We start from the raw sequence: 21367 nt of genomic DNA, 5'->3' as shown, positions 1-21367 counted from the left end.
CAAGTTATGGCCCATCCCAGCTTCTTCCTCAGGCGTGGATCGCGCCGTCGCCGCAGGCGAGCGCCGCCTCGCGCACCGCCTCGGAGCAGGTCGGATGGGCGTGGCAGGTCCGCGCCACGTCCTCGGCGCTCGCCCCGAACTCCATCGCCACGCAGACCTCGGCGATCAGCTCGCCCGCCTGCGGCCCGATGATGTGGCAGCCGAGGATGCGGTCGGTCTCCTTGTCGGCCAGCATCTTCACGAAGCCGTCGCCCATCAGGTAGGACTTCGCCCGGGCGTTCCCCATGAACGGGAACCTGCCGACCGTATAGGCCCGCCCCGCCGCCTTCAGGCTCTCCTCCGTCTTGCCGACCGAGGCGACCTCGGGCGAGGTGTAGATCACCCCCGGGATCACCCCGTAGTTCACGTGCCCGTGCCGCCCGGCGATGGTCTCGGCCACCGCCATGCCCTCGTCCTCGGCCTTGTGCGCCAGCATCGGCCCGGCGATGGCGTCGCCGATCGCGTAGATGCCGGGGACGCTGGTCCGCCAGTGCGCGTCCGTCCGCACCTGCCCGCGCTCGGTCAGCTCCACGCCGACGCCCTCCAGCCCGAGCCCGGCGACATAGGGCCGCCGGCCGGTCGCCACCAGCACCACGTCCGCCTCCACCGAGCCCGCGCTGTCGTCCTTGCGGAGCTTGTAGTCGACCGTGACCCCGCCCTCGCCCTTCGTCGCACCCTGCACCGCCGCGCCGAGGATGAACGTCAGCCCCTGCTTGGCCAGCGTCTTCTGCAGCGCCTTGCAGACCTCGAGGTCCATCCCCGGGGTGATCTGGTCGAGGAACTCGACCACCGTCACCTCCGACCCGAGCCGGGCATAGACCGAGCCGAGCTCGAGCCCGATCACCCCGGCCCCGATGACCGCCAGCCGCTTCGGCACGGCCCCGAGCGCCAGCGCGCCGGTCGAGGTCACCACCACCTCCTCGTCGACCTCGACGCCCTTCAGCGCCGACGGCTCCGAGCCGGTGGCGATCACGATCGCCTTCGCCCTGTGGACCTCCTCGCCGACCTTGACCTCGCCCGGCGCCGTGATCGTCCCCCAGCCCTTCAGCCAGTCGACCTTGTTCTTCTTGAACAGGAACTCGATCCCCTTGGTGTTCCCGTCCACCGTCGACTGCTTGTAGGCCTGCACCCCGGCCCAGTCGAAGCCCGGATCGGCGACCTTGAGCCCCATCTTGGCGAAGTCATGCCCGGCGGCATGGTAGAGCTCCGAGGCGTGCAGCAGCGCCTTCGAGGGGATGCAGCCGATGTTGAGGCAGGTCCCGCCCAGCGTCTCGCGCCCCTCCACGCAGGCGACCTTGAGCCCGAGCTGCCCGCAGCGAATGGCGCAGACATAGCCCCCCGGCCCTGCGCCGATCACGATCACGTCGTACTCTGCCACGTCTTCCCCCGTCTCAGGTTGCCGCGCCGCCCCGGGCGCCCGTTCAGATGCGCCGCGCCGGCGCCCGCTTCAGACCGCGCCCACCGGCGCGCACTTAGACCGCGCCGCCCGCCGGCGCGCACTCAGACCGCGCCGCCCGCCGACGCCAGCTTCAGACCGCGCCGCCCGCCGACGCCCGCGCGAGCCCGATCCGGACATGCGCGAGGATCGCCAGATGCAGCGCCAGCACGATGACGAGGCTCAGCCAGAACACCCACCCCGTCGCCACCGGCCACGCCGCCTCCAGCGTCAGCGCCCCGAGCGGCAGGAACAGCAGCACGCCCGTCGCCAGCCCCGGGTTGTAGCGCCGCAGCGCCAGCCCCTGGCCGAGATGCAGGAGCCCGTTCACCGCCACGAGCCAGCCCGCGAACGCCGCCCATCCCGGCCCGTCGCTCCGCGCCAGCCACAGGCAGGCGACCATCGCCGCCCAGACCCCGAGCACGTTGATCCAGAACACCGCCGCCACGCTCAGAAGCTCGCGCCCGCCTCCGATCACCTCGTTGACGAAGCGGCGGAAGCGGTCGTCGTCGTGCTCCTCGAGCTGGTGGAGCATGTAGACGGGCAGGACCAGATAGGCGAGCGCCGAGGCCCGGTCCCATCCGGCGACCAGCACCGGCGCCAGCGCCAGCAGCATCAGCCCGGCGAGGAACCCGCCATAGACCCACGATCGCTGCATCCGCCCGAGGGTCGTCATCTCACCCTCCGAACAGCGCCACGAGCAGCATCACCATCGTCGCCGTCGCGCCCACGGCGAAGACCGCCGACCGCCACGGCGACCAGCCGAAGGCATAGGCCGGCACGTAGACCACGCGGGCCGCGAGATAGACCCAAGCGCAGAAAGCTGTCACGGGGCTGGCGGCGCCGGAGAGCGTCACCACCACCACGGCGACGGTGAAGAGCGCCAGCGCCTCGAAATGGTTCGCCACCGCCCGCCGCAGCCGCCCGGTCAGCGGCGAGAGCGCCACCTTCTCGTCCCGCGGCCCGGCATTGTAGGCGACGCCGACGTCCCGGTTCATCACCGCCCCGGCCAGCACGATCTGCACCGATTGCAGGATGGCGGCCAGCGTGAGGGCGGTGAGCTCCGGGGTCATGCGCGGCCTAGAGATCCAGCAACAGCCGCCGCGGGTCCTCCAGCGCCTCCGTCACGCGGACGAGGAAGGTCACCGCGCCCTTGCCGTCGACAATGCGGTGGTCGTAGCTCAGCGCCAGATACATCATCGGCCGGGCGACGATCTGGCCCTTGATGACCATCGGCCGCTCCTGGATCTTGTGCATCCCGAGAATGCCCGACTGCGGCGGGTTCAGGATCGGCGAGGACATCAGCGAGCCGTAGACGCCGCCGTTCGAGATGGTGAAGGTGCCGCCCTGCATCTCGGCCATCGAGAGCTTGCCGTCGCGGGCGCGGACGCCCAGCTCGGCGATCTTCTTCTCGATCGCCGCGAAGCTCATCTGGTCGGCGTCGCGCAGCACCGGCACCACGAGGCCGGAGGGCGTGCCGACGGCGATCCCCATGTGGACGAAGTTCTTGTAGACGATGTCGGTCCCGTCGATCTCGGCGTTGACCTCCGGGACCTCCTTCAGCGCGTGGCAGCAGGCCTTCGTGAAGAAGGACATGAAGCCCATCTTCACGCCGTGCTTCTTCTCGAACTGGTCCTTGAACTCGTTCCTCAGGTCCATCACCCCGCTCATGTCCACCTCGTTGTAGGTGGTCAGCATGGCGGCGGTGTTCTGCGCCTCCTTCAGCCGGCGCGCGATGGTCTGGCGCAGGCGGGACATCTTCACCCGCTCCTCGCGGGCGGCGTCCTCGGCGGCGACGGGAGCGCGCGGGATCGGCGCCGGTTCGGCAGGGGCCGCGGGCGCGGCCGGGCGCGGCTCGGCGCGGAGCGCGTCCTCCTTCATGATCCGCCCGTCGCGGCCCGTGCCGGCGACGTCGGAGGGGCTCAGCCCCCGCTCGGCCATCACCCGCTTCGCCGAGGGCGCGTCCTCGACGTCGCGCGGCTTCGGCTCCACGGGGCCGGCGTCGATCGCCTTGGCCGGATCCTTGCCTTCGCCCGCCTTGCCGTCTCCGCCCGCTCGTGCCGGCGCGGCGCCGCCCGAGGAGATCACCGCGAGCTGTCCCCCGGCCGAGACGGTCGAGCCCGCCGGCGCGAGGATGTCCGCCAGCACGCCCGCCGCGGGCGAGGGCACCTCGACCGACACCTTGTCGGTCTCGAGCTCGCACAGGAGCTCGTCCTGCGCCACCGTGTCGCCCACCGACTTGAACCAGGTGGAGACGGTCGCCTCCGAGACGCTCTCCCCGAGCGTGGGCACCATCACGTCGACGGTCTTTCCGGCTTCCGCGGGTTTCGTGGCGGGCTCGGCGGGCTTCGCGGAGGCCTTGGCGGCGGGCATGGCGTCTGCCTTCTCGTTGATCGTTGCAAGCAGGGCGTCGACGCCGACGGTCTGGCCGGCGGCGGCGACGATCTCGGCGAGGATGCCGGCGCTGCGGGCGGGAACCTCGACCGTCACCTTGTCGGTCTCGAGCTCGCAGAGCAGCTCGTCGACGGCGACCGGATCGCCCACCTTCTTGAACCAGGTGGCGACGGTCGCCTCGGTGACGCTCTCCCCGAGCGTCGGCACGCGGACATCGGTCATCTCAGGCGTCCTTCGGGACCGTGAGGGCATCGTCGACGAGCGTCGCCTGCTGCTCCTTGTGCTGGCGGGCGAGGCCGGTGGCCGGCGAGGCGGCGGCCGGGCGCCCGGCATAGGCGGGCCGTCCGTGGCTCGCGCCGATCCTCCCGAGCACCCATTCGAGGTTCGGCTCGACGAAGAACCAGCCCCCCTGGTTCTTCGGCTCCTCCTGGCACCAGACGATCCGCGCGTCCTTGAACCGCGACAGCTCCTTCGTGAGGCTGAGCGCCGGGAACGGATAGAACTGCTCCAGCCGCAGCAGGTAGACGTCCGTCAGCCCGCGGGCGTCGCGCTCCTCCAGCAGGTCGAAGTAGACCTTGCCCGAGCAGATCACCACCTGGCGGATCTGCTCGTCCGGCACGAGCGTCGTCGTCGAGCTGCCCGACTCGGCGTCGTCCCACAGCACCCGGTGGAAGCTCGACCCCTTGGCCATGTCCTTGAGCGACGAGACCGCGAGCTTGTGGCGCAGCAGCGACTTCGGCGTCATCAGGATCAGCGGCTTGCGGAAGCTGCGGTGGATCTGCCGGCGCAGGATGTGGAAGTAGTTCGCCGGCGTGGTGCAGTTCGCCACGATCCAGTTGTCCGCGGCGCACATCTGCAGGAAGCGCTCGGGGCGCGCCGAGGAATGCTCCGGCCCCTGGCCCTCGTAGCCGTGCGGCAGCAGCATGACGAGCCCCGACATGCGCAGCCACTTCGACTCGCCCGACGAGATGAACTGGTCGATCATGATCTGCGCGCCGTTGACGAAGTCGCCGAACTGCGCCTCCCACAGCACGAGCGCGTTGGGCTCGGCCAGCGAATAGCCGTACTCGTAGCCGAGCACCGCGTATTCCGACAGCATCGAGTCCACCACCTCGTAGCTCGCCTGGTCCGAGCTGATGTGGTTGAGCGGGTAGTAGCGCTCCTCGGTGTTCTGGTCGACGATGCCGGAATGGCGCTGGCTGAAGGTGCCGCGGGTGCAGTCCTGCCCGGAGAGCCGCACCGGATAGCCCTCGGTCAGCAGCGTCCCGAACGCCAGCGCCTCGGCCGTCGCCCAGTCGATCCCCTGGCCGGTCTCGATCATCTGGCGCTTGGCCTCGAGCATCCGCATCACGGTCTTGTGCGCCTGGAAGCCCTCCGGCAGCCGGGTCAGCGCCTCGCCGACCTTGCGCAGCCGCGCGATCTCCACCCCGGTCTTGCCACGGTCGTACTTGCCGTCCTGCTTGCTGAACCCGGACCAGCGGCCGTCCAGCCAGTCCGCCTTGTTCGGGCGGTAGTCCTTGCCGATCTCGAACTCTTGGTTGAGATGGGCCTGGAAGGCGGTCTTCATGTCCTCGATCTCGCCCTCGGGGATCAGCCCGTCGGCGATGAGTCGCTCGGTGTAGAGCTGGAGCGTGGTCTTGTGCTGCTTGATGGCCGTGTACATCAGCGGCTGGGTGAACATGGGCTCGTCGCCCTCGTTGTGCCCGAAGCGCCGGTAGCAGAACATGTCGATGACCACGTCCTTGCCGAACTGCTGGCGGAACTCGGTCGCCACCCGCGCGGCATGGACCACCGCCTCCGGGTCGTCGCCGTTGACGTGGAAGATCGGCGCCTCGACCATCAGCGCGATGTCGGTCGGATAGGGCGAGGAGCGCGAGTACATCGGCGCCGTGGTGAAGCCGATCTGGTTGTTGACGACGATGTGGATCGTCCCGCCCGTCCGGTGCCCCTTGAGGCCGGAGAGGCCGAAGCATTCTGCGACCACGCCCTGGCCGGCGAAGGCGGCGTCGCCGTGCAGGAGGATCGGCAGCACCTTGGTGCGGTTGACGTCGTTCTTCTGCGCCTGCTTGGCGCGCACCTTGCCGAGCACGACCGGGTCGACCGCCTCGAGGTGCGAGGGGTTCGCCGTCAGCGACAGATGCACCACGTTGCCGTCGAACTCGCGGTCCGAGCTGGCGCCGAGGTGGTACTTGACGTCGCCCGAGCCCTCGACCTCGTCGGGCTTGAAGCTGCCGCCCTGGAACTCGTTGAAGATCGCGCGATAGGGCTTCGACAGCACGTTGGCGAGCACCGAGAGGCGGCCGCGATGCGGCATGCCGATCACCACCTCCTCGACGCCGAGCTGGCCGCCGCGCTTGATGATCTGCTCCATCGCCGGGATCAGCGCCTCGCCGCCGTCGAGGCCGAAGCGCTTGGTGCCGGTGTACTTGACCTGGAGGAACTTCTCGAAGCCCTCGGCCTCGACGAGCTTGTTCAGGATCGCGCGCCGGCCCGTCTGGGTGAAGCTGATCTCCTTGCCGTAGCCCTCGATCCGCTCCTTGAGCCAGGACGCCTCGGCCGGGTCGGAGATGTGCATGTACTGGAGCGCGAAGGTGCCGCAATAGGTCCGCTTCACCAGCCCGAGAATCTCGCGCAAGCTGGCGGTCTGCAGGCCGAGCACGTTGTCGATGAAGATCGGCCGGTCCATGTCGGCGTCGGTGAAGCCGTAGGTCTTCGGATCGAGCTCGGGATGCGGCTGCGGGTCGCTGAGGCGCAGCGGGTCGAGGTCGGCGACCAGATGCCCCCGGATGCGGTAGGCGCGGATGATCATCAGCGCGCGGAGCGAATCCAACACCGCCTGCTGCACCTGCGCGTCGGTCAGCGTGACGCCCTTCTCGGCGGCCTTGGCCTTGACCTTCTCGCCGACGGCGCGGGCCGGCTCGGCCCACTGCCCGTCGAGCGCCGCGATCAGCTCGCCCTGCGGCGTCAGCGGCCAGTCCGCCCGCGCCCAGCTCGGCCCCCTCGGCGCGCGCTCCTCGCCGAGCGAGCGGAAGTACTCCGCCCAGCTCGCGTCCACGCTCGCCGGATCCTTCTCGTAGCGCGTGTGGAGCGCGTCCACGTAGGCCGCGTTCATCCCGTTCAGGAACGAGGAGGAGTGGAACAAGGCGTTCTGCGACTGTTCGGTCATCCGTGCGACGGGTCCTGGCCCGCTCCCTGCCTGCGGCCCCCGCCCCTCGGGGACCGCGCTGTCCTCGGCGCCGGGCCGCCGTGCCTCCCCCGGGGGCGCCTCAGCGCCCGATCGCCTTGAGCACCGCCTGGCCGAGCCCGGCCGGGCTGTCGGCGACGACGATTCCCGCCGACTTCATCGCCTCGATCTTCGATTCGGCGTCGCCCTTGCCGCCGGAGACGATGGCGCCGGCATGGCCCATGCGCCGCCCCTTCGGGGCCGTCCGCCCGGCGATGAAGCCCGCGGTCGGCTTCGCCCGGCCCTTCTTCGCCTCGTCCTTCAGGAACTGCGCCGCGTCCTCCTCGGCCGAGCCGCCGATCTCGCCGATCATGATGATCGATTCCGTCTCCGGGTCGGCCAGGAACCATTCCAGCACGTCGAGGTGCTCCGTCCCCTTGATCGGGTCCCCGCCGATGCCGACGCAGGTCGATTGCCCGAGCCCGGCGTTGGTCGTCTGCAGCACCGCCTCGTAGGTGAGCGTCCCCGACCGGCTGACGACGCCCACCGAGCCGCGCTTGTGGATGTGTCCCGGCATGATGCCGATCTTGCAGGCGTCCGGCGTGATGACGCCCGGGCAGTTCGGCCCGATCAGGATCGACCTCGACCCCTGCAGCGCCCGCTTCACCTTCATCATGTCGAGCACCGGGATGCCCTCGGTGATCGCGACGATCAGCGGCAGCCCGGCGTCGATCGCCTCGAGGATCGCGTCCGCGGCGAAGGGCGGCGGCACGTAGATCGCCGTCGCGGTCGCGCCGGTCGCCTCGACCGCCTCGCCGACGGTGTTGAAGACCGGCAGCCCGATATGGCTCTCGCCGCCCTTCCCGGGTGTGACGCCCCCGACCATCTGCGTGCCGTAGGCGATGGCCTGCTCGGAGTGGAACGTCCCCTGCGAGCCGGTGAAGCCCTGGCAGATGACCTTGGTGTTCTCGTCGACGAGGATCGCCATTCGTTCAGCCTTCCTTGAAGGGATTTCGCACCGTGACGCCGCCATAGGCGCGCCCGTCGGCCATGTCTTCGCTGAGCACGCTCCCGCACCCGAGCCGCTCGGCCCCGGCGAGGATCGCGCCGTCGTAGTAGTTGAGCCCGTGCTCCGCCGAGATCGCCCGGCCGCGCCGCACGAGGTCGGCGTCGACCGGCAGCACCGCGTGTCCCGCCAGCCGGTCCCACCATTCCGCGATCGCCGGCTCGGCGAGCGGCGGCACGACGCGGCGACGCGACACGTTCACGAACTCGGCCAGCACCTGGGCCGAGACCGCGAAGGACTCACGCTCCATGATCGCCACCGCCTTCGCCCACTTCTCCGGGTCCGCCTTCTGCGCCGTGGCCGCGTAGACGATCACGTTCGTGTCCAGAAACACCACGCTCGTAGAGCTCCTCCCGGGTCCAGGGGATCAACCGGCGGGGAACGTCCGGCCGCCGCGCCAGCTCGACCAGCTCCATCCGCGCCTTGTAGGCCGCGGCGGTCTCGCCGCCGGTCTCGCGGGCGATCAGGTCGCGGACCATGTCCTCGACGCTCACGCCGCGCGTTGCCGCGATCCGTTCCGCCCTCTCGAAGAGCGCGTCGTCGATCCTGATGCTCTTCACGGCCGCCCCCCTCCCTCAGCTCCTGCCGGACCGGATCATGATCTGCGCCGGCGCGCCCGCGTCGCAGGCGGGATCCTGGCCCGCCGACGCCGCCGCCACCTGAACCACCCGGCCCGCCGCCTTCGTCCAGCCCGCGACGCAGGCCCCGAGGTCGTCGAACCAGATGTTCGGCGTCCCCGGCTCCAGCCGCCGCCCGAGCACCTGCTCGGCCGCCGCCTTCGCATAGGGGACCGCCTGCGCCACCGTGACCCCGCGCGGGATCACCGCGCAATGATCGCCGTCATGCGCCGAGCCGAACGAGATCGCCACGGTCACGGCCTTGTCCGGCGAGGCATACCAGTGCAGCACGTCCGTGGGCCCGCCGCCGAAGTCCTCCGGCGTGTAGGCGTAGCCCGCCGCCTCGAGGGCCTTCATCGCCCCGCGCAGGTCGCCTGCGTTCGCGAGGCATGCCGTCAGCGCCCGCGGCAGCTCCGCCGAGGTCTGCGCCGCCGCAGGCCCGGCCAGCGCCGCCAGCGCGAGGATCAGCGCCGCCCGCATCGCCTCAGCCCTTCACCGCCTTGACGATCTTCTCCGCCGCGTCCGAGAGGTCGTCCGCCGCGATGACGTTGAGCCCGCTGTCGCGGATGATCTGCTTGCCGAGCTCGACGTTCGTCCCCTCGAGCCGGACCACCAGCGGCACCTTCAGCCCGGTCTCCTTCACCGCGGCGATCACCCCCTCGGCGATGATGTCGCAGCGCATGATCCCGCCGAAGATGTTGACGAGGATGCCCTTCACGTTCGGATCGCTCGTGATGATCTTGAACGCCTCGGTCACCTTCTCCTTGGTCGCGCCGCCGCCGACGTCGAGGAAGTTCGCGGGCTCCGAGCCGTAGAGCTTGATGATGTCCATCGTCGCCATGGCGAGGCCGGCGCCGTTCACCATGCAGCCGATCTCGCCGTCGAGCGCGATGTAGTTCAGGTCGAACTTCGACGCCGCCAGCTCCTTCGGATCCTCCTCGGTCTCGTCGCGCAGCGCCAGGATCTCCGGCTGGCGATAGAGCGCGTTGCCGTCGAAGCCCATCTTGGCGTCGAGGCACTTGAGGTCGCCCGCCGTCGTCACGATCAGCGGGTTGATCTCGATCATCTCGGCGTCGCGCTCGACGAAGAGCTTGTAGAGCTTGCCGATCATGTCGACGCACTGCTTGACCTGCTTGCCCTCGAGCCCGAGCGCGAAGGCCACCTTGCGCCCGTGGAAGCCCGAGATGCCGCTCGCCGGGTCGATGGTGAAGGTCAGGATCTTCTCCGGGGTCTTCGCCGCGACCTCCTCGATGTCCATGCCGCCCTCGGTCGAGCACACGAACGAGATCCGGCTCGACCCGCGGTCGACCAGCAGCGCGAGGTAGAGCTCGCGGGCGATGTCCGAGCCGTCCTCGATGTAGACCCGGTTCACCACCTTGCCGACCGGCCCGGTCTGGTGGGTGACCAGCGTGCGGCCGAGCATCTTCTGCGCCTCGTCCGCCGCGTCGGAGACCGACTTCGTCACCCGGACGCCGCCCTTCTCGCCGGCGGTCGCCTCCTTGAACTTGCCCTTGCCGCGGCCGCCGGCGTGGATCTGCGCCTTGACGACCCAGATCGGGCCGTCGAGCTCGCTCGCCGCGCTCTTGGCCTCGTCGGCCTTCTGGACGATCCGTCCGCCGGACACGGGGAGTCCATACTCCCGCAGGAGTTGCTTCGCCTGGTACTCGTGGATGTTCATCCGCAGCCTCACGACCCGGGGCGCGATGCGCCCGCCCTCTCGCTGGCAGCAGGTTCTAGGCGGCCCCGCCATCCGACACAACGAAATTTCGTTACCGACCAAAGGCGCAACCGGAAAAACCCCCGCCCCGTGACCACAAGAAGATCCCGGCGATCAAAGACGAAGATCGGGGTGAGCACAGCCGAGCGGCCCCGGCCGGCGAAACGCGTCCCGAGGGCGATTCGCGAGGCCACGCGCACGTCGCCCCCGGATCCCGGCCCTCGACGCCGTCGCGCGGGGCCGCCGGTCGGGCGCTTCCCGCCGACGGGAGGGGCGCCTCGGCCCGCCGCCCCCGGCCTTGCGGCCGCGGCCGCCGGCCCGACCCTGGCGCCGCGTCGACGTGCCGCCTGCTCCCCCGTCACGCCCGCGGCGCGCTGCGATGGCGCACGGGCGGCGCCGTCTCCGCGGCGCCCGCCACACGATTCTTGCCTTGCCCCCGCGCACCCTCACGGCCAATCGCCGGCGAGGCTGTCGGAAGAGTCCTAGCAGTTGCAAACGGGCGACATCTCGACCAAGCTTGTTTACGTGCAAATATAATTCGAAATATATTTACAAATATTTTGAATATAACGGTGAAAACCATAGCACAATCATCAGCACCGCATTTCGCGGCGCCGTTCGACTCACTTGAAGCTTGCGCCCTCCCCGCCCCGACCGCTCCGCGTCGAGCAGGTTGACATGCGCATGTCACCCTGCGGGAGCCGTCGCGAGGCGGGACATCGCCACTCGACCCTTGCCGCCTCCGGGCGTCTCCGCCGCGCCACACTGCACGACAGGAGCCGGTCGCCGCCCGAGGCCGCGTCGCTCCCCCCGACCGAAGCGGGCTCTGCCCGCGCAGGCTGCGGCGCGACAAGCGAAAGCAAGGCTTTCGCCGCGCCGACGGCTGGAGCGCGTTGGCGTGGAAGCCGTGGGGGGTCCAGATTTCCCCGTCGCGCGCAATCCGTCCGTGAGCGCCCCGGCGAGCGCGGAATCGCGCTCGCCCCCCGAGGGGCGAGCGCGGACGGATTTGCCACGGGTCAAATCCGTCTGGCGTCACCGTCCCGCACTCTCCCGACCGGGGTTTCTCTCCACTGTCGTGCAGTCTGGCGCCGCGCGCGTCCACAGGGCCACAGACGGAGAATCAACGGGTTAGGTAATTTTCACGCGTGAACACCTGGTCGGCCGCGCCCTCGCCGGCCTCGTCGAGGGCGAGCGTCGCCGGCACGTCGAGGCGGAACCGGCCCCGGCCGGAGCGGTCGATCCGGATGCCGCAGTCGCGCTCGCGCAGCCGCCGCTGCAACAGCAGGAGCCGGGCCTCGAGGTTCTCGGCGTGCTCGGGCAGGCGCAGCGCCGGGTCGAGCCGGAGCTCGCGGTTGGTGAACTCCACGCGCCCGGTCCGCAGGTGCTCGCGCACCAGCCGCCAGAAGATCGCCCCGGCCACCCCCTTGATCAGGTAGTCGTGGTCGAGAAAGACGCTGTCGTCCGCCGGATAGTGCCGCACCACGATCGGCCGGCTCGCGTCCGCCGCGGCGGCCGGGGCAGGGGCCTCCGGCGCCGCCGCCTCCTCGGACTGCGCCGCGCCGACCAGCGCGCCCAGCCGGTCCGCCACCAGCGCCAGCGCGTCCTCGTCGTCGTAGAGGAACCGCATCGGCTGCGCGCTCTCGGCGAAGAGCACCCCGAGCGCCCGCCCCCCGTGGCGGAAGGGGATGGCGATCTGGCTCTCCGGCGCGGCGAGGCCGGGGTAGGGAATCTCGTTCTCGCCGCCGGCGCCGCCGCCGCCCGACTGCTCGCGCACCGCCGCGCCGTAGGCGTAGTCGACGCTCATGTGGGCGATGCGAATCGGCACGCCCTCGCGCGCCGCCACGCCGATCACCCCGTCGCCGACCGCGATCTCCGAGCCGATCCCCGAGCGCTCGTAGCCGGCCGAGGCGACGGTGTAGAGCCGGGTCCCCGCCTCGTCGAGCATCAGCGCCATCGCGTGCTCGACGCCGAAATGCCGCCGCAGGCCGTCGAGGCTGCGGTCGAAGAGCTCGCCCAGATCCGCCGCCGCCTCGATCTCCGCGAAGGTCCGCCGCACCGCCGACAGCAGGTTCCGCGGCGGCGCCGGCGCCACCCGGACCGGCGGCGACGCCAGCGCGATCGAGCGGACCCGGAACACGTCGGCCCCGAGCAGGTGGAACACCCCGTGCATCCCGGTATGCGAGGCGATTCCCGCGAGCTTCGCCTTCATCGCCTCGAAGAGCGGCCCGGCGACCTGGGTCTCCTCGTAGTCGAGCTCCAGCCGGTAGCGCGCGATCGTCACCGGATGCACGACCTGCACCGCCGCCGTCCGGGTGGCGAGGATGTTGCGGCGGGTCTTGTTGAAGAACTGGTAGCTCAGCGCCACCCGCTCCGGGTCGACGAAATGCACCTGCGAGATCAGCGAGACGTTGGGCTCGCCGGCCGCGTCGCAGGTGGCGAGCGCCGCGGGCACCGAGCCTTCGAGGCAGTCGCGGATCGTCTCGAGCGTCGGCTCGCTCACCGGAGGCTCAACCGCCGAGCGCGCTGCCGGCGCGCGGTCCGGGCGTCTGCACGAAGGCCTGCTCCGGCGTGAAGTCGATGGCGGCGAGCTCGGCGGCCTCGAAGGCGACGTAGCTCGCCGCGAAGGCGGTGTCGTAGCCCACCCCGACCAGCTCGGACGCGAAGGCGGCGGCCTGGTCCTCGGCGACCAGCGCGTCGGTCTCCGTCGGCTCGGCGACGGTGGCCCGCGACGCCTTGAGCTGCATGGCGCGGTGGTTGAAGGGCCGGGTGAACGTCGCCGCGATCGCCGCGCCGCGGGCGACCGCCTGGAGAATCGGCCCGCTCGCCGGCCGCCGCAGCAGGATCCGCACCCGCCCGGCCGAGTCGATGCGGCAGCCGAGCCCGTAGCCCACCACCGGCGCGCCCAGCCGCGCCCGGCTGCCGAGGCAGATGCTGACCCCGCTCTGGCAGAACTCCGCCAGCTCCGGCGTCAGCACGCCGCCCGCCAGCGTGCGCCCGGCCCAGCTGCGCCGGGCGGCGATCTCCAAGTCCGGGGTCGCCGGGTCAGTCGCTCGGGCCACGCGCGCTCGCCGCTCAATTCCTGCGTCGCGATGGTATCACGCGCCGCGGCGGAACGGAATGCGCCGGCGGTCCCCGCCGGCGCGCAGGGACGCTCAGGCGAGCGACGGGTCGATGCCCTTGCAGGCGTCGACGAGGCCCTTCACCGCATCGACCGACTTGTCGAACATCGCCTTCTCGGCCTTGTCGAGCTTGATCTCGACCACCTTCTCGATGCCGCCCGCGCCGATGATCGTCGGCACGCCGACATAGATGTCCTTGAGCCCGTACTGGCCGTCGATATGCGCCGCGCAGGGCAGCACCCGCTTCTGGTCCTTGAGATAGGCTTCGGCCATCTCGATCGCGGAGGCCGCCGGGGCGTAGAACGCCGAGCCGGTCTTCAGCAGGCCGACGATCTCCGCCCCGCCGTCCCGCGTGCGCTGGACGATCGCGTCGAGCCGCTCCTGGCTGGTCCAGCCCATCGCCACGAGGTCGGGCAGCGGAATGCCGGCGACAGTGGAGTACCGCGCCAGCGGCACCATCGTGTCGCCGTGCCCGCCGAGCACGAAGGCGGTCACGTCCTTGACCGAGACCTTGAACTCGTCCGCCAGGAAGTGCCGGAACCGCGCCGAGTCGAGGATCCCCGCCATGCCGCAGACCTTGGCGTGCGGCAGGCCCGAGAACTGGCGCAGCGCCCAGACCATGGCGTCGAGCGGGTTGGTGATGCAGATCACGAAGGCGTCCGGCGCATTGTCCCGGATGCCCTCGCCGACCGACTTCATCACCTTGAGGTTGATGCCCAGCAGGTCGTCCCGGCTCATCCCCGGCTTGCGCGGCACGCCCGCGGTGACGATGCACACGTCCGCCCCGGCGATGTCGGCATAGGTGTTGGCGCCCTTCAGGATCGCGTCGAAGCCGTCGACCGGGGCGCTCTCGGCGATGTCGAGCGCCTTGCCCTGCGGCGTGCCCTCGGCGATGTCGAAGAGGACGACGTCGCCGAGCTCCTTCAGCGCGGCCAGATGGGCGAGCGTGCCCCCGATCTGCCCCGCGCCGATCAACGCGATCTTCGGTCTTGCCATTTCGCCTCTCTCCCGCTCAGGTGCGCAAATCGGCCCTTGGGCTAGCCCCTTGCGCTGCACAAAGCAAGCCGTCCCCCTCGCCGACCGTCCGAGGCCCCATGGAGCTCACCCCGCTGTTCTTCGCGGCCGCCGTGCCCGCGGTCCTGCTCGCCGGCATCTCCAAGGGCGGGCTGGAGACGGCGGGCGGCATCGCCGCCGCGCCGCTCCTCGCCCTGGTCATCGAGCCGCGCCTCGCCGTCGGGCTGATGCTGCCGCTCCTGATGCTGATGGACCTCGCCTCGCTCCGCGCCTACTGGCGCAAGTGGAGCTGGGCCGACGCGCGGATGCTGATGGCCGGGGCGATCGCCGGCGTCGTCGTCGGCTGGATGGTGTTCGGCGCGGTCAGCTCCGACGCGGTGCGGCTGATCATCGGCTGCATCGCCGTCGGCTTCGTCGCCTGGTCGGTCGGCCGCCGCCTCGGCCTCATCCCGCTCGGCCGCCCGCAGCCGCCGCCCGCCGGCCTGTTCTGGGGCTCGCTCGCCGGCTTCACCAGCTTCGTCGGCCATGCCGGCGGCCCGCCGGCGGCGGTCTACCTGCTCGGTCGCAACCTCGGGAAGACCCCGTTCCAGGCGACCAACGTCGTCACCTTCTGGTGGATCAACCTCATCAAGTTCCCGCCCTACGTCGCGCTCGGCATGTTCACCGCCGACACCGGCAAGGCGGTGCTCGCGCTCGCGCCCGTGGGCGTCGCCGGCGTCCTCATCGGCGCCTGGGCGCACAAGCGGGTCAGCGACGCCTGGTTCTTCGGCCTCACCTACGTCGTGCTGGCGGCCACCGGGCTGAAGCTCATCCACGACGCCGTCGTCTGATCGCCGAGGTCGCAGACCTCGATCTCGTCGGCGAGCCGCCCCCGCGCCGTGCAGATGCGCCCCGCATGGGCGATCGCCGCCGAGGGCGAGGTCGCGAGCAGCGCGAGGACCAGGACACGCAGGCAGGCAAGCGCAGGGGGCATGAGGTCGGCGTCCTCTCGGCGGCCGGCCGCGTCGCCGCGCCGGCAAGGGTCTCGGATGTCCCGCCGGTCCGCCACGCGAAGGGCGTCCCCGGGTTCCACCCCACCTTTGGCGCCGACGCTCAACCGGGCGTTAACCCTGCGCGCGCTGCCCCGGCCCGCTGCGCAACGCCCCCGACCGCGGCCGCCCGCCGGCGCGCAAGATTCGTGCTTGTGTTTCCCGTTCTCGCGGCCTAGCGATTGGTGCGGTGCAGCACAGGCGCGGGGGACCCATGGAGCACGGCGATCAGCCCTGGCGTTCGGTCCTCTACATGCCCGGCTCGCGCGAGCGGGCGCTGGAGAAGGCCCGCACGCTGCCCGCCGACGCGCTGATCCTCGACCTCGAGGACGCCGTCGCCCCCACCGAGAAGGAGCGCGCCCGCGACCTCGTCGCCCGGGCGGTCCGCGCCGGCGGCTACGGCGAGCGGCGCCTGCTCATCCGCACCAACGGGCTCGACACCGAATGGGGCCGCGCCGACGTCATGGCCGCCGCCGCGGCGGCCCCGGACGCGGTGCTGATCCCCAAGGTCGAGCGCCCCGCCGACATCGGCCGCGTCGCCGACCTGCTCGCCGAGGCCGGCGCCTCCGACCGCGTCACCATCTGGGCGATGATGGAGACGCCGCGCGGCATGCTGAACGCCGCCGCCATCGCGGCCAGCCACCCCCGCCTCGCCGGCTTCGTCCTGGGCACCAACGACCTCGTCAAGGATCTCGGCGCCGCCCATACCCCCGAGCGCCTGCCGCTCGTCGCCTCGCTCGGCCTCTGCCTGCTCGCCGCCCGCGCCGAGGGGCTCGTCTGCGTCGACGGCGTCTACAACGCCTTCCAGGACGCCGAGGGCTTCCGCGCCGCCTGCGCGCAGAGCCGCGACTTCGGCTTCGACGGCCGCACGCTGATCCACCCCGACCAGATCGCCGTCGCCAACGCGGCCTTCGCGCCCGCGCCGGAGGAGATCGCGCTCGCCGGGGAGCAGGTCGCCGCCTTCGAGGCGGCCCAGGCCCGCGGCGAGGGCGTCGCGGTGGTGAACGGCCGCATCGTCGAGAACCTGCACGTCGTCACGGCGCGGAAGCTCCTCGCCCGCGCCGCCGCCATCGCGGCCCGGCAATGACGCTCCTCGTCCTCGGCGTCGCGCTCTGGTGGGCGGCGCATCTCGTCAAGGGCGTCGCCCCGGGCCTCCGCGCCGACCTCGACGCCCGTCTCGGCCCGGCCGCCGCCCGCGGCGCCTTCGCGGTCGCGCTGCTCGTCTCCGTCGTGCTGATGGTCATCGGCTTCCGCCGCGCCGAGTATGTCGGGCTCTGGGCCTCGCCGGACTGGACCGTCCACCTCAACAACCTGCTGATGGTGATCGCGGTCCTCGCCTTCGCCACCGCGCACTCGAAGAGCCGCGCCCGGGCGTGGCTCCGCCACCCGATGCTGCTCGGCCTCGTGCTCTGGGCGGTCGCCCACCTGCTGGTCAACGGCGACCTCGCCTCGCTCGTGCTCTTCGGCGGCCTCGGCGTCTGGTCGCTGGTCGAGATGGCCGTCATCAACCGCCGCGACGGCCCCTGGATCCCGCCGGCGACCGGCACGCGCGCCGGCGACGTCCGCCTCGTGGTCATCTCCGCAATCGTCTTCGTCGTCATCGTCGCCGTCCATACCTGGCTCGGCTACCCGCCCTTCCGCTGAGGCCCGCCATGCTCGCCTACCGCTACCTGACCGAGGCCGACACTGCCTCCTTCTGCCACAAGGTCACCAAGGCGCTCGCCGAGGGATGGTCGCTCCATGGCGAGCCCGCCTACGCCTTCGACGCCGCCGCCGGGGTCATGCGCTGCGGGCAGGCGGTGGTGAAGGAGGTCGACGCCGCCTACTCCCCCGAGCTCAAGCTGTCGGAGCTCTGATGTCCAAGACCTTTTCCGGCAACTTCTTCGAGGACTACCGCGTCGGCCAGACGATTCCCCACGCGGTGCCGCGCACGGTGACCTCCGGCGACCGCGCCCTCTACACCGCGCTCTACCCGACCCGCTTCCCGCTCTACTCCTCCGACGAGTTCGCCCGCGCCTGCGGCCTGAAGGCGAGCCCGATCGAGGATCTCGCCGCGTTCCACGTCGTCTTCGGCAAGACCGTCCCCGACGTCTCGCTGAACGCCGTCGCCAACCTCGGCTACGCCGAGGGCCGCTTCCTCGCCCCGGTCTGGCCGGGCGACACCCTGACCTCGACCTCCGAGGTGATCGGGCTCAAGGAGAACTCCAACCGCCAGTCGGGCGTCGTCTACGTCCGCTCGACCGGGCGCAACCAGCACGGGCAGCCGGTGCTCGAATACGCCCGCTGGGTCATGGTCCGCAAACGCGACCCCGAGGCCGCCGTCGCCGACCCGGTCGTGCCGAAGCTCGCTCCGGCGGTGGCCGCGGCCGACCTCGTCCTGCCCGGGGGCCTCGACTTCACCGGCTACGATTTCGCCCTCGCCGGCGAGCCGCACCGCTGGGGCGACTACGCCATCGGCGAGAAGATCGACCATGTCGACCGCGTCACCATCGAGGAGGCCGAGCACATGCTCGCCACCCGGCTGTGGCAGAACACCTCCAAGGTGCATTTCGACGCCACCGCCCGCCCCGACGGCCGCCGGCTGATCTACGGCGGCCACGTCATCTCCCTGGCCCGCGCGCTCTCGTTCAACGGCCTCGCCAACGCCGCCGCCATCGTCGCGATCAACGCCGGCGCCCACGCCAACCCCTGCTTCGCCGGCGACACCATCGCCGCCTGGTCCGAGGTGCTCGACAAGGCCGACACGCCCGCGCCCGGCGTCGGCGCCCTGCGCCTGCGCCTCGTGGCCGTCCGGGCCGGCGCGCCCGCGCTCACGCTCCGCGGCGAGGACGGCAAATACCACCCGGACGTGCTCCTCGACCTCGACTACTGGGCCCTGGCGCCGAAATAACCATGCGACAACAGGGCGATCATCGAAATCACCAGCCTGTTCGCCTGAGCGATGCCGCTTGCATTCGCGTGTCGAAGGGTGTTGTAACCGCAACGCGCAGGGGGATCGCGCACCGGCCTGGCCGCTGCCGCTCCCCTTCGTCGCTGGACCCGGACAGGCCGTCGCCGCGCCTCCCGGGCAGGGGTCGGGCGGCGACGCGGAGGCGCACATGGCCGATGTAAACCGGGGCAATCGCCCCTTGTCCCCGTTCATGCTCGGGCAGGTCTATCGCCTCCAGATCACCTCGGTGATGTCGCTCCTGCACCGCATCACCGGCATCGGCGTCGCCTTCGGCGCCGTCCTCGGCGTCTGGTGGTTCCTCGCCGCCGCCTCCGGCCCCGGCTACTTCCAGCTCGTCGACGACCTCCTCACCTCGTGGATCGGCGGCCTCGTGATGCTCGGGATGCTGGTCGCGCTCTGGTACCACTTCTGCAACGGCATCCGGCACCTCGTCTGGGACGCCGGCCACGGCTTCGACCTCGCCTCCGTGACCCGCTCCGGCATGATCGCCTGCGCCGGCACGGCGGTCCTCACCATCCTCACCCTGATCCTGGCCTGGTAGGGGAAGCGCATCATGGACTACCGCACCGACCGCTCCCGCGTCACCGGCCTCGGCTCCGCCAAGGAGGGCACCGGCCACTGGTGGAGCCAGCGCATCACCTCCGTCGCGCTCGTCCCCCTGACCCTCCTCTTCATCTTCCCCTTCGTGTCGAGCCTCGGCGCCCCCCATGCCGACGTCCTCGACACCTACGGCAACCCGTTCAACGCCATCGTGGCGATCCTCTTCATCCTCACCACCTTCGTCCATGTCCAGCAGGGGCTGCAGGTGGTGATCGAGGACTACGTCCACGACAAGCCCATCCGCACCGCCGCGCTTCTCGCCAACACGCTGCTCTGCTGGGCTTTCGGCCTCGCCGGCGTCTTCGCCGTCGCCAAGATCGCCTTCATCGCCTGAGGAAAGCCCCATGGCAGCCTATACGTTCACCGATCATGTCTACGACGTCGTCGTCGTGGGCGCCGGCGGCTCGGGCCTGCGGGCGACCCTCGGCATGGCCGAGCAGGGGTTGAAGACCGCCTGCGTCACCAAGGTCTTCCCCACCCGCAGCCACACCGTCGCGGCCCAGGGCGGCATCGCCGCCTCGCTCAGCAACATGGGCCCCGACAACTGGCAGTGGCACCTCTACGACACGGTGAAGGGCTCCGACTGGCTCGGCGACACCGACGCCATGGAGTACCTCGCCCGCGAGGCCCCCAAGGCCGTCTACGAGCTCGAGCACTATGGCGTGCCCTTCTCCCGCACCGAGGACGGCCGCATCTACCAGCGCCCCTTCGGCGGCCACACCACCGAGTTCGGCGAGGGCCCGCCGGTGCAGCGCACCTGCGCCGCCGCCGACCGCACCGGCCACGCCATCCTGCACACGCTCTACGGCCAGTCCGTCAAGCACAACGCCCAGTTCTTCATCGAGTATTTCGCCATCGACCTCCTCCGCACCGAGGACGGCGTGGTGCAGGGCGTGCTCGCCTGGAAGCTCGACGACGGCACGCTGCACCGCTTCAACGCCAAGATGACGGTGCTCGCCACCGGCGGCTACGGCCGCGCCTATTTCACGGCGACCTCGGCCCATACCTGCACCGGCGACGGCGGCGGCATGGTCGCCCGCCAGGGCCTGCCGCTCCAGGACATGGAGTTCGTGCAGTTCCATCCGACCGGCATCTATGGGGCCGGCTGCCTGATCACAGAGGGCGCCCGCGGCGAGGGCGGCTACCTGACCAATTCCGAGGGCGAGCGGTTCATGGAGCGCTACGCCCCCACCTACAAGGACCTCGCCTCCCGCGACGTCGTCTCGCGCTGCATGACCATCGAGGTCCGCGAGGGCAGGGGCGTCGGCCCGCTCAAGGACCACATCCACCTCCATCTCAACCACCTGCCCCCCGAGGCCCTGCACGAGCGCCTGCCCGGCATCTCCGAGAGCGCCAAGATCTTCGCCGGCGTCGACGTGACCAAGGCCCCGATCCCGGTCTCGCCGACCGTCCACTACAACATGGGCGGCATCCCGACCAACTACTGGGGCGAGGCCCTCGACCCGACCGAGCACAATCCCGACCGCATCCTCCCCGGCCTGATGGCCGTCGGCGAGGCCGGCTGCGCCTCGGTCCACGGCGCCAACCGCCTCGGCTCCAACTCGCTGATCGACCTCGTGGTCTTCGGCCGCGCCGCCGCGATCCGCGCCGGCGAGGTCGTCGAGCGCAGCACGCCGAACCGCCCGCTCAACTCGGCCTCCGTCGAGCAGGCGCTCGACCGCTTCGACGGGCTCCGCCACGCCGACGGCAAGCTCCCCACCGCCGAGATCCGCCTCGCGATGCAGCGCGCCATGCAGTCCGACGCCGCGGTCTTCCGCACCAACGCCTCGCTCGCCGAGGGCGTCGAGAAGGTCACCGCGGTCGCCCGCTCGCTCGCCGACGTCAAGGTCACCGATCGCTCGATGATCTGGAACTCCGACCTGATGGAGACGCTCGAGCTCACCAACCTGATGCCGAACGCGCTGGCCACCATCGTCTCGGCCGAGGCCCGCAAGGAGAGCCGCGGCGCCCACGCCCACGAGGACTTCCCCAACCGCGACGACGCCGAATGGCGCAAGCACACCCTCGCCTGGGTCCACCCCGACGACACGGTGACGCTGACCTACCGCCCGGTCCACCTCGACCCGCTCACCACCCAGGAGCACGGCGGCATCGACCTGAAGCGGATCGCGCCCAAGGCGCGCGTGTACTAAGCAACATATAGGGAAGCGGAGATGCTCGATCACGCTCGCCTAGGCCATAATTCGAAGGGTGCCGGGACCGTG

22 protein-coding genes are annotated in these 21367 nt (G+C 70.9%); 8 read left to right on the top strand and 14 right to left on the bottom strand.

The window, feature by feature from the left end:
- Positions 1-28: 28 nt before the first annotated feature.
- The 13 genes from lpdA to mdh form a co-directional block, all read right to left on the bottom strand.
- Positions 29-1417, bottom strand: a complete 1389-nt coding sequence (gene lpdA / locus KBB57_RS06810; protein WP_290747912.1) for a dihydrolipoyl dehydrogenase — start codon at positions 1415-1417, stop codon at positions 29-31.
- A 151-nt stretch (positions 1418-1568) separates the two neighbouring features.
- The gene (locus KBB57_RS06805; RefSeq protein WP_290747909.1) at positions 1569-2150 is read right to left on the bottom strand and encodes an HXXEE domain-containing protein; all 582 of its coding nucleotides are present in this window, start codon (positions 2148-2150) and stop codon (positions 1569-1571) included.
- Position 2151: 1 nt separating this feature from the next.
- The gene (locus KBB57_RS06800) at positions 2152-2547 is read right to left on the bottom strand and encodes an MAPEG family protein (RefSeq protein WP_290747906.1); all 396 of its coding nucleotides are present in this window, start codon (positions 2545-2547) and stop codon (positions 2152-2154) included.
- Between the two features lie 7 nt (positions 2548-2554).
- Positions 2555-4090 carry a 2-oxoglutarate dehydrogenase complex dihydrolipoyllysine-residue succinyltransferase gene (gene odhB / locus KBB57_RS06795; RefSeq protein WP_290747903.1) on the bottom strand — a complete coding sequence of 512 codons (1536 nt, stop codon included), beginning with the start codon at positions 4088-4090 and terminating at the stop codon, positions 2555-2557.
- A gap of 1 nt (position 4091) precedes the next feature.
- Complete coding sequence (locus KBB57_RS06790; RefSeq protein WP_290747901.1) at positions 4092-7034, bottom strand: 2-oxoglutarate dehydrogenase E1 component; 2943 nt, start codon at positions 7032-7034, stop codon at positions 4092-4094.
- 100 nt (positions 7035-7134) lie between these two features.
- Complete coding sequence (sucD, locus tag KBB57_RS06785) at positions 7135-8019, bottom strand: succinate--CoA ligase subunit alpha (protein WP_290747899.1); 885 nt, start codon at positions 8017-8019, stop codon at positions 7135-7137.
- Positions 8020-8023: 4 nt separating this feature from the next.
- Positions 8024-8413, bottom strand: coding sequence for a PIN domain-containing protein (locus KBB57_RS06780; protein ID WP_290747897.1), 390 nt, complete (start codon positions 8411-8413; stop codon positions 8024-8026).
- Complete coding sequence (locus KBB57_RS06775; RefSeq protein ID WP_290747895.1) at positions 8337-8657, bottom strand: hypothetical protein; 321 nt, start codon at positions 8655-8657, stop codon at positions 8337-8339. The genes KBB57_RS06780 and KBB57_RS06775 overlap by 77 nt, the downstream gene beginning before the upstream one ends.
- A 15-nt stretch (positions 8658-8672) precedes the next feature.
- Positions 8673-9194 carry a hypothetical protein gene (locus KBB57_RS06770; RefSeq protein WP_290747894.1) on the bottom strand — a complete coding sequence of 174 codons (522 nt, stop codon included), beginning with the start codon at positions 9192-9194 and terminating at the stop codon, positions 8673-8675.
- Positions 9195-9198: 4 nt separating this feature from the next.
- A complete protein-coding gene (gene sucC / locus KBB57_RS06765; protein WP_290747892.1) occupies positions 9199-10392 on the bottom strand; it encodes an ADP-forming succinate--CoA ligase subunit beta in 1194 nt (397 codons plus the stop codon).
- Positions 10393-11551: 1159 nt separating this feature from the next.
- The gene (locus tag KBB57_RS06760) at positions 11552-12931 is read right to left on the bottom strand and encodes a GAF domain-containing protein (protein ID WP_290747890.1); all 1380 of its coding nucleotides are present in this window, start codon (positions 12929-12931) and stop codon (positions 11552-11554) included.
- A gap of 7 nt (positions 12932-12938) precedes the next feature.
- A complete protein-coding gene (locus tag KBB57_RS06755; protein WP_290747888.1) occupies positions 12939-13457 on the bottom strand; it encodes a hypothetical protein in 519 nt (172 codons plus the stop codon).
- 126 nt (positions 13458-13583) lie between these two features.
- Positions 13584-14546 (bottom strand): malate dehydrogenase, encoded by a 963-nt coding sequence (mdh, locus tag KBB57_RS06750; protein WP_290747885.1) that lies wholly within the window; start codon positions 14544-14546, stop codon positions 13584-13586.
- Positions 14547-14644: 98 nt separating this feature from the next.
- Between mdh and KBB57_RS06745 the strand changes: the two genes are divergently transcribed.
- On the top strand, positions 14645-15394 hold the full coding sequence (locus tag KBB57_RS06745) for a sulfite exporter TauE/SafE family protein (protein WP_290747882.1): 750 nt from the start codon (positions 14645-14647) through the stop codon (positions 15392-15394).
- Here KBB57_RS06745 and KBB57_RS06740 read toward each other — a convergent pair.
- Complete coding sequence (locus tag KBB57_RS06740; protein WP_290747879.1) at positions 15340-15537, bottom strand: hypothetical protein; 198 nt, start codon at positions 15535-15537, stop codon at positions 15340-15342. The genes KBB57_RS06745 and KBB57_RS06740 overlap by 55 nt on opposite strands.
- Positions 15538-15806: 269 nt before the next feature.
- Between KBB57_RS06740 and KBB57_RS06735 the strand changes: the two genes are divergently transcribed.
- The 7 genes from KBB57_RS06735 to sdhA all read left to right on the top strand — a co-directional run bounded on the left by KBB57_RS06735 (position 15807) and on the right by sdhA (position 21295).
- On the top strand, positions 15807-16679 hold the full coding sequence (locus tag KBB57_RS06735; protein ID WP_290747876.1) for a CoA ester lyase: 873 nt from the start codon (positions 15807-15809) through the stop codon (positions 16677-16679).
- A complete protein-coding gene (locus KBB57_RS06730) occupies positions 16676-17236 on the top strand; it encodes an NnrU family protein (RefSeq protein ID WP_290747874.1) in 561 nt (186 codons plus the stop codon). The genes KBB57_RS06735 and KBB57_RS06730 overlap by 4 nt, the downstream gene beginning before the upstream one ends.
- Before the next feature lie 8 nt (positions 17237-17244).
- Positions 17245-17448 carry a DUF1737 domain-containing protein gene (locus KBB57_RS06725; protein ID WP_290747872.1) on the top strand — a complete coding sequence of 68 codons (204 nt, stop codon included), beginning with the start codon at positions 17245-17247 and terminating at the stop codon, positions 17446-17448.
- On the top strand, positions 17448-18482 hold the full coding sequence (locus KBB57_RS06720; protein WP_290747869.1) for a MaoC family dehydratase: 1035 nt from the start codon (positions 17448-17450) through the stop codon (positions 18480-18482). The genes KBB57_RS06725 and KBB57_RS06720 overlap by 1 nt, the downstream gene beginning before the upstream one ends.
- Before the next feature lie 208 nt (positions 18483-18690).
- On the top strand, positions 18691-19083 hold the full coding sequence (gene sdhC / locus KBB57_RS06715; RefSeq protein WP_290747866.1) for a succinate dehydrogenase, cytochrome b556 subunit: 393 nt from the start codon (positions 18691-18693) through the stop codon (positions 19081-19083).
- A 12-nt stretch (positions 19084-19095) separates the two neighbouring features.
- Entirely contained in the window at positions 19096-19476 is a 381-nt protein-coding gene (gene sdhD, locus KBB57_RS06710; protein WP_290747863.1) for a succinate dehydrogenase, hydrophobic membrane anchor protein, read from the top strand.
- Positions 19477-19486: 10 nt separating this feature from the next.
- A complete protein-coding gene (sdhA, locus tag KBB57_RS06705; protein ID WP_290747860.1) occupies positions 19487-21295 on the top strand; it encodes a succinate dehydrogenase flavoprotein subunit in 1809 nt (602 codons plus the stop codon).
- The last annotated feature ends 72 nt before the right edge of the window (positions 21296-21367 follow it).

The sequence above is a fragment of the Amaricoccus sp. genome, assembly GCF_017993425.1.
GTDB lineage: Bacteria > Pseudomonadota > Alphaproteobacteria > Rhodobacterales > Rhodobacteraceae > Amaricoccus.
This window is presented reverse-complemented; position numbering and strand designations above follow the sequence as displayed.

Excerpts from the sequence above, each read along its gene's own strand:
- KBB57_RS06735 (WP_290747876.1), top strand. The coding sequence starts at position 15,807 with ATGGAGCACGGCGATCAGCCCTGGCGTTCGGTCCTCTACATGCCCGGC.
- KBB57_RS06740 (WP_290747879.1), bottom strand. The coding sequence starts at position 15,537 with ATGCCCCCTGCGCTTGCCTGCCTGCGTGTCCTGGTCCTCGCGCTGCTC.
- KBB57_RS06805 (WP_290747909.1), bottom strand. The coding sequence starts at position 2,150 with ATGACGACCCTCGGGCGGATGCAGCGATCGTGGGTCTATGGCGGGTTC.
- sucD (WP_290747899.1), bottom strand. The coding sequence starts at position 8,019 with ATGGCGATCCTCGTCGACGAGAACACCAAGGTCATCTGCCAGGGCTTC.
- KBB57_RS06720 (WP_290747869.1), top strand. The coding sequence starts at position 17,448 with ATGTCCAAGACCTTTTCCGGCAACTTCTTCGAGGACTACCGCGTCGGC.
- sdhC (WP_290747866.1), top strand. The coding sequence starts at position 18,691 with ATGGCCGATGTAAACCGGGGCAATCGCCCCTTGTCCCCGTTCATGCTC.
- KBB57_RS06745 (WP_290747882.1), top strand. The coding sequence starts at position 14,645 with ATGGAGCTCACCCCGCTGTTCTTCGCGGCCGCCGTGCCCGCGGTCCTG.
- KBB57_RS06790 (WP_290747901.1), bottom strand. The coding sequence starts at position 7,034 with ATGACCGAACAGTCGCAGAACGCCTTGTTCCACTCCTCCTCGTTCCTG.
- sucC (WP_290747892.1), bottom strand. The coding sequence starts at position 10,392 with ATGAACATCCACGAGTACCAGGCGAAGCAACTCCTGCGGGAGTATGGA.
- KBB57_RS06770 (WP_290747894.1), bottom strand. The coding sequence starts at position 9,194 with ATGCGGGCGGCGCTGATCCTCGCGCTGGCGGCGCTGGCCGGGCCTGCG.
- sdhD (WP_290747863.1), top strand. The coding sequence starts at position 19,096 with ATGGACTACCGCACCGACCGCTCCCGCGTCACCGGCCTCGGCTCCGCC.
- KBB57_RS06730 (WP_290747874.1), top strand. The coding sequence starts at position 16,676 with ATGACGCTCCTCGTCCTCGGCGTCGCGCTCTGGTGGGCGGCGCATCTC.
- odhB (WP_290747903.1), bottom strand. The coding sequence starts at position 4,090 with ATGACCGATGTCCGCGTGCCGACGCTCGGGGAGAGCGTCACCGAGGCG.
- KBB57_RS06725 (WP_290747872.1), top strand. The coding sequence starts at position 17,245 with ATGCTCGCCTACCGCTACCTGACCGAGGCCGACACTGCCTCCTTCTGC.
- sdhA (WP_290747860.1), top strand. The coding sequence starts at position 19,487 with ATGGCAGCCTATACGTTCACCGATCATGTCTACGACGTCGTCGTCGTG.
- KBB57_RS06800 (WP_290747906.1), bottom strand. The coding sequence starts at position 2,547 with ATGACCCCGGAGCTCACCGCCCTCACGCTGGCCGCCATCCTGCAATCG.
- mdh (WP_290747885.1), bottom strand. The coding sequence starts at position 14,546 with ATGGCAAGACCGAAGATCGCGTTGATCGGCGCGGGGCAGATCGGGGGC.